The sequence below is a fragment of the Deinococcus sp. NW-56 genome, assembly GCF_002953415.1.
GTDB lineage: Bacteria > Deinococcota > Deinococci > Deinococcales > Deinococcaceae > Deinococcus.
In genome coordinates, this window is sequence record NZ_CP026517.1 from 240594 (window position 1) to 252645 (window position 12052).

Here is a 12052-nt window from a genome sequence, read left to right on the forward strand (position 1 = left end):
ACGTTCCTGCCAAGTGACCCCATCAAACGTCATCAACCAGTCCAGCAGATAACCCACTCCAAGACGGTGCTTTTTCATGGAGAATGGCGTGTAGCCCCGCAAGCGCCCCACCTCGGTCGCCAGACGCCGCAGTTCATCCGGCGTGGCGTCCGGGGCCACATTCATCAATTCAGTCATTGCGTTCCACTGCCAAACACTCTGTTAAAGGCCTCGGCGTCGTATCCCTCGGCCACATCTACATCATCTAACTCTGCAAAAGAGTCGATTCGGGCGCTGATCCTCGCGGCGTCATAGATGCCATCAACCCCCAGATAGCGTTGCGTGGAGAGCAAGTCCCGGTGCCGCAGGTGCCGCTTCACCGCCAACAGGGGCAGATCGGCACTACTAGCCAGTGCTGTGGCGCTGGTCGCCCTGAAATCGTGGGCCGTGACGTTGCTGCCGAATTCCGTGTTCAGGCGTCGCAAGACAGCCCGCAGAGCGGTATAGGTCATAGGGCGCACCTTTCCCCGCTCCATCAGCCAGAGGGGATCGCCCGGCGCGGCAGGGCCTGGTCTTTCCGCCAGATAGTCCCTGAGCAGAACCAGTAAGCGACTGGATACGGCCACCGCTGTCTTAAAGGCTTGCCCTTTCGTCGTCAGCATGACCTTACGCGCTTCCCATTGAATGTCGCCGACCGTCATGGCGAGCACTTCCATGGCGCGACCTGCCGTGCAAAACAGCGCCTCAATCAATGCCCGGTCCCGGGCTGAACTGGGAACATCCCGAAAGCGCTGCAGCAGATCGGCGGGCAGGGCGTGGGCTGTGCGCTGCGGCACGCGTTGACGAAACGCCCGGACTTGGTGGTAGTGGTAAGCTGACTACCCTTCAAAACGCGGCATGAGAGTCGTCAGGGTACGCCAGGACGACGGGGACGGGTGCAGCAGCAGGTCTTGGAGATGGTCGAGGCCAAGCCGGAACACGGACACCGCACGGTGTCCGTGTTTCTTGATCTGTACGTCCTTCTTGTTTGCCAGCAGCTCCCCAGTCACGCAGGCCCAGATGAACGCCACGCTGACCACCGTCAATAGGGTGGACACCCGCTCCGCGCGGGTCAGGCCCGTGTCCTCCAAGTTGAAGCCCCTGGTTTTCAAGGCAGAGTGCAGATTCTCTGCCTGCCAGCGCCCTGCGTATCGTCGAAGATTTGGCCCCACGTGACCCCGGTACGCGAGGTAAAGCGTTTCTCCAGCCGCATTCTTCGTCGCGGCGACGCGAAGCGATACCCCGTAGATCAGGGTCTGGCGCCGCCAGACCCTGACTTCACCGACCTGGAGCTTCTTGAAGACGGCCCACACGGGCAGACGGTGTTGGCCGATGGTGGCGCGTGCCGGGAGTCGAATACAGGGCGCGATGCCATGTTGATCGAGGAAGCGGAACCAGTGCTGCCCAATAAACTCGCGGTCGGCCAGGAGGCACCGGACCGGCCGATCTGGGCAGAGGGTCAGGAAGCGCGCCACGAGTGATTCCCTGGTTCGGGAATCACTCGCCCCACCATGTGGGAGCAGCGTCCACATCAGGGGCAGACTGAACCCATTCCAGACTGCAGAGAGCAGCAGGATGTTCACGTCCTGCTGGCCGAATCTCCAGTTCGTCCGGTCTAAGATCAGGTCCAAGGGACCCTCTGGCAGGAAGGAAAGGGCGAAGCGGGGAAAGAGACCCTCCGGAAAGGAAAACTGGACGAAGCGACACAGCCGCTGGTAGCGGGCCGTGAGCGTGCCTGGCAACGTGACGTGGGTTTTGAGGCTGTACAGGACCACCGTACGAGCCTGGATGACCGCCAGGACCAAGGCCGTGAAGACGACCAGGCGGCGGGCATCAAGAGGAAAGGCAGACCGCAGGGCAGTCTGCAAGGTATCGTGGGGGGGTCGGCTCCCAGGGGTTTTCATCGCAGAAACACCGTACAGGAGCCGACTTTCTGCTGCCCGTCACCCGTTTTGAAGAGTAGTCAGAGTGGTAAGACTTGGGGTCGGAGGCGATCACCCCAGGTTTTATCCGGCCCAGCGGATGCTGGGGAGGGCCCAGAGCCGCGCTCTCCAGGACGTCGTAGAACAGGCCCACCACCGTGAGCCGCTGCTTGATCGTGGCTGGAGCATACCCCGGGCGCAGCGTACTCTTGCCGGTGACGGCGTTGATGCTGCCCGGCCGGGGCGCCGCCGCAGAGCGGCGAGCCCGTTGGGGGTTAGCCTTGGTTCTCAATTCCAGGAGGTAGTCCACCACGTCCTGGCGGCTTACCTCGTTCACTTTTCTGCGCCGCCCATGCAGGAATTGGAGCCAGTCCAGGAGGGCAAAGGCGTAGCTGCGTTGGGTGGTCAACAGCCCGAGACGGGCGCAGGTGTCCCGCAGGAACAGATCCGCTTCGTGGACAGGATGGCCCGCCTCATCAATGATCTGAAAGTAGGGTACGGATTCGGGCATGGTAAGGACGGACAGCGGCATATAAGGTTTGGCACTTTAGGTCCCTGCTCCCCCGAATGCAATTTAAGACGGCTCACGCAGCGCCTGATCCGGCGGTAGCGGGAACGCGGGGAACAGCTCCCCGGGCGCTACTCCAAGCTGGCTGGCCAAGCGCACGTAGCTGATCGCGCCTGCATTCAACTGGCCCTTCTCGATCTTCCACAGGTGTGTGCGGTGCAGGCCCGCGCGGTCGGCCAGCTCGTCCAGCCCTAGCTCATGAGCCTGCCGCAAGGCGCGGATATGAGCCCCCAGTCGTTCTAGGTACTGCACCTCTTGGATCGAGAGGGCAGAGGAGCGGCGTTTCACAGACATCCCGTCAGGCTTCCCGCTCCCTTCACTTCTTCGCTACTTCAAATCAGATGTCATCTGATTTGATACATTCCGCCCGATGTCCCATGGTCCCTCGTTCCTGCCTCCTCCTCCCTGGCGCCTCCAGCGGGTCGTCCCCGAAGCGCACTGCCGGTGGTGGCTGCTCCTAGACGGGGACTACGCCCTTCTCGTTGAAACGCTCTGGCAAGACGAACAGCCGCGCCTCCACTTGGATACGCCGCCCTTCAAGCCCGGTGATCTTTGCGACGACCCCCTTACACAGATCTACTTGGGCCACCTGCGTGTCGTTCTCAGCACCAATGCAGCCGCCTTTTACCGCCCGATGAAAGCGTGCCTGCCCACGCTGCCTGATCTCCCCGCCACCCCAGACCAGATACTCCGGACCTACGGCATTGACAGCACCGTTCTTGCCGCCCTCCAAGCGCGATATGCCGTTCACCTACCGCTCCTCCATAGGCGCCTGCTTGACCTCGCACTGGCCCTCCGGCAGGCCCTGGGCCTCTGCGGAAGCGGCCTCATCCAACTGCTGCACTGGCAGTGGCACAGTCCCTCCCGGCGCACGGCGACAATCTGGCCCACACCCCTTGCTGCCATCTTGGACGGCGCGCTCGCACAGGTGGAAGCGACCCTCTACCCCCACGCAGCGGGTGGCGGATGGACGTGGACGCTCGCTCCCGAGGAGCAAAGGTGAGGTGCAGCATCCCGGTAGAGGCCGCGACACAAACCTCCGCTTTGGGCGGGATCACCGAGGTCTTAGTGGAACCCGGCGTCCACCAGCTCTGGGTGACCCTCGGCCATGAACAGACCTATCGTCTGGACCTCCAACCTCTGTTGGACATCGAGACGCACCGCACCCTACGGCTGACGACCCTGTTCGCTCGGGTGCAGGTCGGCCCGGGGGGCCAGCACCTCATCTGGCCCGGAGGAGTCCAACTGGACCTCCCCTCCCTCCTGGAAAAGCCCGGCGCACAGCTCCCAGCGAGAACCCTAGCTGTTGTTCCAGCCCGACACCGCTACCGGCCCCTGCTGCCCTATCTGCTGCACCAACAGCCAGCCACCTACCTACGCCCCACTCCCATCGAGCCGGTGACGGTCCAGCGGCTTCTCCGCTTACGTACCAGCGAGCTCGATCAAGTGCTTCGGGGTGTCCCCGTCCCTGCAGAGCCACTGCTCAACCGCCTCTACGACCTTGGCGTCTTCCTCACCAGCCATTTCGCTGAGGACCATCTCTACGCCCTGATGCGCCGGCCCTGGCGGTACGGCGAGCAACAGTGCCCCCGGCAACCCCTCCTCCACACCATGCTCGGCTGCCTCCAGAACGGACGCCCCGATCTCATTGAGCGTCCCTGCATGCTCATTGCAACAGGAGAGTAACTATCCCCTATTCCGCCTTGCACACTGCGATAGCGCGGCTCACCATGTCCCTATTGCGCCGCACCTGCTGTAACCCCGTTTCCAAGCGCTCACCAGCAATCAGCACGCCAGCCACCACTCCAGCGAACAGATAGCTGTAGGGCTTTAATCCATCAAATATCGCTGTCAAAGCGCTCCAACTCCCCAGCATCACGGCTAGGGTTCCAAGTACTCCAGCCGTCTTCAGGCCGCCGATCAGGAAAATCATTCCCGTTTCTACTGCGGCAATGCGCTGGCTCAGCATAGTGTCAACTTCCGTCAGGGCGGAGAGGGGAAATACCTGCAATTGCTGGAGAACAGGTACCTCAGCTCCCCCCCGACTCCGCAGGGCTGCAACCATGTCGAGGCCAGGTGCCCGCACGTCACGCCAGCTGGCGCGCAACATAACGACAAGGACAACCAGGAGAAGTCCCATACCCAGTCACGAGGCGACGTCCCAATTCATACTCGCCCCCGTCCAGAGCAGCACAGCGGAGAGAATCAGATCATGCCGAGGATCACCTACGACCCCTCCCGAGAAGATTGGGCCGGCACCGAATGCTCTTGCTGGGTGTAGGTCAGGAGGTTGTCATGAATACTGGTGACGTCATGGTCCAGAGGCACAGGAATACGGTATAGGCTCACGCTCCGACACTGTTGCTCAAATCCGATCTTCCCCCTTCCCTAAAATGGTCCCATGCCCCGGCAGAAACTTCCTCCCGCCACGGAGATGGCCCGTTTCGTGGCGGAGCTGTCCCGCCGCTTCGGGGATGAGGCTCAGCTCCCGGACCCCCTACCGACGCGCGGACCCGCCTTCGAGCAACTCAAGGCTCTGTACCAAGGCTGGGCAGCCGTACACTGGGTCGAGCAGCATGGTGAGCAAGTAGACCCCGAGACCGTGGCGTCCCTGCTCAAGACCAGTCGCGTCCGGGCGGGGAACAGCACGGACAAGCAACTTTGGCGCGAACGCATCCTCTATGTTGTGCCCCTCCGGGAGCATTACCGCCTCCCCTCGAAGGTCTGGCAGTGGGTGCTGCGCGCCGGGGTGGCCGCCGGACACTTCCCAACTGTAGTGGCCCCGGATGCCGTCACTCTCCCCGCTGCTGAGAGCCAGCCCTACCTGATCACCATGGGCAACAAGCCCGCCGTCATGATCGACCGGGCGACCCGTGGGCCTGACGGCTGGGACGACATGACCCTCCAGTATCACGAAGCCTTCGAGAACGGCCTCGTCTTGAATTACTTCGAGGAGAACGCGGGAAAAGACGCCCTGCGCCAGCAGCTCATGACCCTCGACCCCCGCACCTCGGACGTCTGGCGGCTGCTTACCGCCAAGGCCCTCGAGCACGAGCAAGATGACTTGTTCACCCCCATCACCATCAAGCCGGGGGAACTGGCCAAGGCCCTGGGTCTCAAGCCGCATCCGAATGGCAGTGTCCGTCCCAAAGATCTGCTGCGGTGTACCGATAGCCTCTTCCATCTGGAGCGCCTGTGGCTGACCCTGCCCGACGCCGGGCCTGACGACGACGAGGGTACCCGGCAGCGGGTCCTGGCGGTGATGGCCCGCGGCCGCTCCCGCAAAGTCGAAGGCCAGTCCATCCCCAGCTCGTGGACCATTGTGCTGGGCACTTGGGCCAAGTACTTCCCACGCAGCTTCGCGCCGATCTTCCGAGGCCTGGTAGAACTGCCTGCCAACTCCGCCACCAACCTCTGGGCCAAGCAGATCGGGACCGAACTCTCCTACTGGCTGCGGGAGACGGCAGGCGACAGGGCAACGGTTCGCTACATTCCCGTACAACTCCTACTCCAGCGCGCGAGCCTGATGCAGGAAGTCCTGGATCTGCGGGAACACAAGAACCAGAACCGTGCCTTCGAACGCTTCGAAGCGGCTCTTGAGCTCCTCGGCACCCTGGGCCTGCATGAGCGCTGGTCCTACGAAGTCCGCAGCGCTGCAGCAATGGATCAGGCGCAGGGCAAGCCAGAATTTTTCGAGACCTGGCTGGCAAGCTTCGTCGAACTGCAGGTGCCCGAAGCTTTTCTACGCTCCATCGCTGAACTGACCCAGCGGGAAAGTGGAACGCTGAAATCCCGACACCTGACTGCCGTACGGGGCCGGTAAAAATTCCTTCTCAGGGCGGCCCCAGTCGTTTTACCGACACCTGATTGCCGAAGCAGGCCGATAGATCCGGTACAGAAAAGCTTTTTCGCTTGCGCACGATATTCGGGCGTTTCACCGACACCTGACTGCCGAACAGGAGGTGTTATTTCGACACCTACCTGCCGACATTCGGTGGTTTCCACGACACCTGACTGCCGTGCCCCGTCGTTTTCACCGACACCTGACTGCCGAAGATGCGACGTTATTGCGACACCTGACTGCCGAAGCCAGGCAAGGCTGAAACTTGAAATTACTCGTGCCAGCCGCATAAGGGGCGATCAAGGAGGGCAGCGTCAAGCCCAGTACAGAGCCTTGCGTGATTGTCCGGAAGCCCGAAAAGCGGACAGTACAGTGGTTCCGGCACTCCTCTATTCCGCGTGAGCATGACTGGAGCTGCCCCATCCCTGGAGGCCGACCTGCCTGAGGACGACCCACGAGAGTCCACAGTCCAACACTGAAAAATCCCGCTGGCGGCGGGATAGCTCAGTCCTACTCTGTAGATGACCAGCACCTGAAACAGCGGTCAGTCTACGGGGCGTCCCCTGCTGTTGCAAGTGGAGCGACATGACTGCCCGAACCACCCCTGTCAAGACTTTCCCTCAACCCCGAGCGTTTACCCCTGAAGAAGTCCTATTGCGGCAGCAAGCGCAGCAGCGACTTCTCCAGCAGCGGATAAACGTAAACGCTCAGGTATCAAGTCAGAAGAAAAACCGCTCCTTCGAGGCCGCTTTCCGCGCAAACGTACACCCCCGATTGTTACCGGAACACCAACCACAGCCCAAATCGAGCCAGCCCATCGGCCAATTCAGGAACTCACCTCGCCTCGCCTCTGAAACCGTCCTCCCCGCGTGTCTTGACGCCGCGCTGGACCGAATCAAACGTCCTCGTCCGGGCACCCCTGCCGCACGGGCGGCCGAAGCCGTAGAACGGGCGCGTCCTATCGTCGAGGCCTACATCAGGCGCCGTGACGCCCGGCATAACGCCCTGATGGTGCTCAGGGCCCTGACACAGGCGGCCTACACCCTGATTGAGCGCCGTGGCCAGAGCCAAGAGCACACCACCACCTACACCTTTTTCACGGTGCTGGACTTGCTCCCCATCGTCACCCGGTTGTCGAGCGATCAGTGTGAACGGGCCACCCGAAAACTGCAGGACATCGGTCTCATCCACAAGAGTTCCGGTGCCATCCCCATGGGGGGCCAAGAGCGAACTGCGGAGAGAGGCGGACCCAGACTGTACCGCGGCGGCACCTGGACCACCACGACGTTCCTGAACGCCGAGACTGGGGAACGCACCGAGGTGCGGGCCTGTGCGGGAACCTGGATCGCAGTCCTCTTGCGGCCAGCCCCAGGGATGAGGGCCCGGGTGATTGCCCACGAGCTTCCGGCCTGCCCACGCGACCTCACGGCCGACCGAAAGAAGGGACGTACAGCCTGGCAGTTCCAACAGGAGGCGCGTCAAGAAGTGCGGGAGTCAATACTCCTGACAGGAGATAAGTTTGAAATCTCACCCCTATTGATGTGGTCGTTACCTGAAAAAGAGACTTCAAATTCCCTGGGTACTTCTGATTCCCGCACTTCGCTGTTTGCCGAGGCCTGCACCCCGCAGGAGCTGATCTGGAGCCTGAGCCGGATCGTCAGCATCCATCCCCACTACCGCCGAGAGGCCGTTCAGGAAGGCGCGACACACCTGACACGGCTCCTACACGATGCTGGCTGGGAGCGGCACTATTACCGCATCCTATGGCGGGCGACCGAAGCGGAATTCCGGAATATCCCTGCTTATGCCCAACTTGGACATGCTCTCGAACGAACTCTGATTGCGACGCAAGAACTTCAGCTCATCCGGCCAGGAGCGTGGTTGAGTCGGCAACTCGCCGACTGTGGCTGGATGGACGCGGTGTATCACCAAAAGTCCAGGCGGGCCATAGCTTGACTTTGATCGAGGGCCGATCAAGAACAACTCGTAGGACATGGATCAGGAGTGCACGTAAAGCATGTGGGAGACGATGCTGGAGAATCGGTGAGTACATGCGTCGACTCCAGCGTTGAGTGGCTCCTTGTCACAGGAAGGCAGAATAGCTACCTGCTGTTACAACGCTCAAGTCGATAAACACGCTATTTTTCGGGTTGTTGTAGTATTTTCTGTGACAGTGTAGGGGGAGAGCCGACGGGTCTTTATGTCTATTTCCTGCCCCACAACCACTCTTCGACTATGCCGACCAATCCTCTTCCTGTGACACGCCCCACCTCGCGCGCCGACATCGATCTTGAGGGCCGCCGCCGCTTGCTGCGCGACCTCGGCGGCCTCCCCGAGACGGGTGTGCAGAACCGGGAGTGGCTGTACATGCTCCAGGAGGAGACTCGCCAGTCGCTTTCCATCGAGGGCTACTTCGCCACCGAACAGGAGCTCCGGGCCGTCCTTGCCGGACGCAAGACCTTTCCAGAAATCCTCAACTACTACCGCGCCGCCCAGGGCCTGTACGACCTCGCCCAGCAGCAGGCCCGTGAAGGAGAACTCGGCTTCACGGTCGCCATCGTGCGTCACGCCCACAGCGCACTCTTTCGTGAACTCACCGGGCGCCGGGGCGAATTTCGCTTGGGGGCCATCCGCATCCAGGGAGCCAAAGTGACCCCTCCTGCACATGACGTGGAAGCTTACGTCCGTGCCTTCGTACGGCTCGTCCCTGACCTCCTCACGCGCTTTCCCCCGATTCCGGCCCTCGCCCGCCTGCATGCCCTGTTCGAGAGCATCCACCCCTTCACGGACGGCAATGGCCGTGCTGGGCGCATCCTGATGAATTACCTGGCGGTCACGCAAGGCCTGCCCCCCGTCATCATCAAAGGCGAGGCCCAGGAGGAGCGTGATCGCTACTATGCCGCTCTCGAAGCGGCTGACCTCGGTTTTCACGCGGGCTTTCCACCTCCCGAGGAGCAGGCCCTGAGCGGCGCCCTACGGGAAGGCGACTTCGCACCATTGGAGGCCCTGCTGCGGGAGGGGGTACAACCCCAGCTCGACCGTCTCATCATTGCGGCGGTGGAGACAGGCCAGGAATTGCGCGAGCTGCGTGACCTTGCCCCGATGTTCGGAGTCCAGGAAGCGACGTTGCGGCAATGGGTGACACGCGGGCGCCTTATCGCCGTCAAACGCGGCAGACGCTTGGTCAGCCACCCGAAGTTGTTTCTGGGTGAGCGCGCGGCAGAAGGGGAAGGCTGACGATGAGCAAAGTCCAGCCCGCTTTACTACCCCAGGATCTCGCCTTACAGGTCCCTCGCGCCGAGGCACAGAGGCAGTTGCGTGAGCTGATCACACGGGGTGAAGCGCTGACCCGGCGACGCACGCCTGCTGACCTCAGGGTTGATACGGACGCCGCTCGTGAACTCACAAGCACGCTTCGCCAGTGGGGCCGGGAGGGCACGGAAGTCATGGACGCCTGTCTGGGACCAGAGGCGGCTCAGGTTCTCCGCGCCCTCCCCATGCGTTACACCACCCTCGATCTGGCGAAAGAAGCAGTCCGGCGTCGTCTCGCGCTGCTCAAGGAGGCGCTCGATCGGGTAGGACAACTGCGAAAAACAGCGCGAAAGGCACCGGATAGCCCCTCCCAGCCAGCAACTGAGAAAAAGCGCTCTAAACGTCCGGCCGCGTCTACCGAGCGTCCTTTCCACTTCTGCCTGTCCTTTGCCGGTGAGGATCGCAAATACGCCCAGGCGCTTCACCGGCTGTTGACCAAACGCGGGATGCGAGTCTTCTACGACAACGCTGAGAAACACGACCTGTGGGGCCGAAACCTTTACGAGCACCTCGCCGACATCTACGAACACCGGGCGCATTTTTGCGTGATGTTCGCGTCGCGTCACTACGTCGAGAAAGCCTGGACCGGCCTTGAGCGTGAATTCGCCCAGGCCCGCGCCTTCAAGCAGCCGGACTACATCCTGCCTGTGCGCATCGACGACACACCTGTGCCCGGTCTCGCCCCGACCAAGGGCTACCTCGACGTGCGCGAGAACACCCTGCCGGAGATTGCGAACACTGCGGTTCGTCTCCTCGCCGAACGTCGTCCCGGCCTGGTGCCTCCGCCCCCCGTGAGCCAGTATCCTCGCCGCCGACCTTCCCCGAACACCGGCAAGAAAACAGGTCGCTTGCCCCGCACGGCTCCGGCCTTCGCGCTGCTGGGTAATCACATCTACGAGGCTGCCCGGTACCGCGAAACCGACGATGTCATCACCCTGCACCTGCGCCCACGGAGCGGTGAGGAGGAGGCACGGCTGCGGACCCTGCGTGACCCACGAGGCCCCGCTTGGGGGAGTACCCTGGCCTTCGCATACCGCCTGGATGGAGCGAATGTGAGCGTGCAGGACGTGACCCATGAAGGAGAGGGCGACCGTGCAGTTGCGGTGGTCACACTGCGGCCCGAGCGCTCGCCCCGGCAGCGGATCTTCATCGGGCAAGACGACCGGGCGCTGGCAGAACGCGCTGCACGCTTCATCGTATTCGCTGAGGAGCCCCAGTCCCGAGAGTCTTGGACGTTGCCCCTTTACGGCCGGGACAGGGACGTACAATTTCGTGCCGGGTTGCTGCTGACCCTTTGGCGCACTTGGGCGGGTACGAAGGGAACCTTCTTGGCAGCAGCGAGGCTGCTGCTCGTCTACCACCTCAAGACCTTAGGGGTCGTGGAACACATCACGACCCTTGAGGTCGGTCCCTCGAAAGGGGATCGCCTTCCCATCACGCTTCGCGGGTACCGTCAGGCCCCATATGGAGAAGGCCGTACAGAAGTGAACGTTGAGGGCGAGATCACGCTTTCTCGGGCGGAGCGCCAGACATAGACTCACCGCCAGACAAAAGACAGGTAAAGCGCGAAAAGTGAGATGCTGCCGTGCAGGCCAACCACAGTTACGCTCCACAGGGCACGAATCCAAGTGCCGAGGGTCAGAGGCGGCGCATTAAAAGAAAAAGGGGGCGAGACACCGTCGCGAGCCTGGGCGAACAAGAGGCGGTGGCGTTGCTCCTGTCCCAAGTAGTACGCGTCGAGTGCCCAGAAGATAAGGGTTGGCAGGAGGGCTAGACGGGCGAGCTGGTCGTCTTGCTCACGGCCCGCGAACCCGAGGAGGGCGCTGGCGAGCGTCACAGTCCATCCCTTAAGCAGAAAGGAGTGCGAGGCGAGGCGAGTGATGACCCCCTGGATCATCTCCAGATATTTGCGCACGTCATCTGTCATAGCGTTCTGCTCATGGGGCACCGGGGCCGCCGTTTCTTTGCTGCTGACGAAGGTCGGTTCCATTGCAGAATGCTCATCTCCAAAAGATACGCCGTGAATCAGGTGCGCCACATATGTTCCCTGAGACGATTGTCCGCCTACTCGCCGTAGATTCAGACACTCTGCACGTTACTTTACTGTGCCTCAGGTGCTCAGCTACGTTCCATAATTGAGAGCTGGCCCGAATCATTTGCGTCCCCCTCGTGTGCGCCAGGGCGTGCAGCGCCAGAGGAGCGTCATCAGCCCACACATTCCCTCTTTCCCAAAGCGTTGGGCTTTTTCTGTAGAGAGATGGAAGGGCGGAGGCCGAAGTCACGCCCCAGCGCACCCGATTGTCATCCTTTCCACTGCGTCTCAGGTACCTTAAGTGCAACAAGAGTAGCGCCAGGACGCGAGGAAGTGCCTGAGGAAGAAATCGGCAGAAG

12 protein-coding genes are annotated in these 12052 nt (G+C 61.9%); 5 read left to right on the plus strand and 7 right to left on the minus strand.

Features of this window, described 5'->3' with window-relative positions:
* Positions 1-173 precede the first annotated feature (173 nt).
* The 5 genes from xerC to C3K08_RS18050 all read right to left on the minus strand — a co-directional run bounded on the left by xerC (position 174) and on the right by C3K08_RS18050 (position 3259).
* A complete protein-coding gene (gene xerC, locus C3K08_RS15020; RefSeq protein ID WP_104992272.1) occupies positions 174-815 on the minus strand; it encodes a tyrosine recombinase XerC in 642 nt (213 codons plus the stop codon).
* 42 nt (positions 816-857) lie between these two features.
* Positions 858-1922, minus strand: coding sequence for an IS4 family transposase (locus C3K08_RS15025; protein WP_104990697.1), 1065 nt, complete (start codon positions 1920-1922; stop codon positions 858-860).
* Positions 1852-2472, minus strand: coding sequence for a hypothetical protein (locus C3K08_RS18045; protein ID WP_158679985.1), 621 nt, complete (start codon positions 2470-2472; stop codon positions 1852-1854). Before C3K08_RS18045 ends, C3K08_RS15025 begins: the two co-directional genes overlap by 71 nt.
* Positions 2473-2514: 42 nt before the next feature.
* Positions 2515-2796 (minus strand): helix-turn-helix domain-containing protein, encoded by a 282-nt coding sequence (locus C3K08_RS15030; RefSeq protein WP_234009242.1) that lies wholly within the window; start codon positions 2794-2796, stop codon positions 2515-2517.
* Positions 2797-2965: 169 nt separating this feature from the next.
* Positions 2966-3259, minus strand: coding sequence for a hypothetical protein (locus C3K08_RS18050; RefSeq protein ID WP_152872562.1), 294 nt, complete (start codon positions 3257-3259; stop codon positions 2966-2968).
* 215 nt (positions 3260-3474) lie between these two features.
* On the opposite strand from C3K08_RS18050, the gene C3K08_RS18960 reads away from it, so the two are divergent.
* Positions 3475-4194: a DUF2442 domain-containing protein gene (locus C3K08_RS18960; protein ID WP_104992275.1), complete on the plus strand. Its 720-nt coding sequence runs from the start codon at positions 3475-3477 to the stop codon at positions 4192-4194.
* Positions 4195-4201: 7 nt separating this feature from the next.
* On the opposite strand, the gene C3K08_RS18055 is transcribed toward C3K08_RS18960, so the two are convergent.
* Positions 4202-4618 carry a hypothetical protein gene (locus tag C3K08_RS18055; protein WP_158679987.1) on the minus strand — a complete coding sequence of 139 codons (417 nt, stop codon included), beginning with the start codon at positions 4616-4618 and terminating at the stop codon, positions 4202-4204.
* Between the two features lie 291 nt (positions 4619-4909).
* On the opposite strand from C3K08_RS18055, the gene C3K08_RS15045 reads away from it, so the two are divergent.
* From C3K08_RS15045 to C3K08_RS15060, 4 genes are all read left to right on the plus strand, one after another.
* Complete coding sequence (locus tag C3K08_RS15045; RefSeq protein WP_104992276.1) at positions 4910-6331, plus strand: hypothetical protein; 1422 nt, start codon at positions 4910-4912, stop codon at positions 6329-6331.
* Between the two features lie 603 nt (positions 6332-6934).
* Positions 6935-8305 carry a hypothetical protein gene (locus C3K08_RS15050; protein WP_158679989.1) on the plus strand — a complete coding sequence of 457 codons (1371 nt, stop codon included), beginning with the start codon at positions 6935-6937 and terminating at the stop codon, positions 8303-8305.
* A gap of 300 nt (positions 8306-8605) precedes the next feature.
* On the plus strand, positions 8606-9586 hold the full coding sequence (locus C3K08_RS15055) for a Fic family protein (RefSeq protein ID WP_158679991.1): 981 nt from the start codon (positions 8606-8608) through the stop codon (positions 9584-9586).
* Between the two features lie 260 nt (positions 9587-9846).
* Entirely contained in the window at positions 9847-11196 is a 1350-nt protein-coding gene (locus C3K08_RS15060; RefSeq protein WP_158679993.1) for a TIR domain-containing protein, read from the plus strand.
* A 2-nt stretch (positions 11197-11198) separates the two neighbouring features.
* Here C3K08_RS15060 and C3K08_RS15065 read toward each other — a convergent pair whose 3' ends face one another.
* A complete protein-coding gene (locus tag C3K08_RS15065; RefSeq protein WP_152872678.1) occupies positions 11199-11699 on the minus strand; it encodes a hypothetical protein in 501 nt (166 codons plus the stop codon).
* Positions 11700-12052 lie beyond the last annotated feature (353 nt).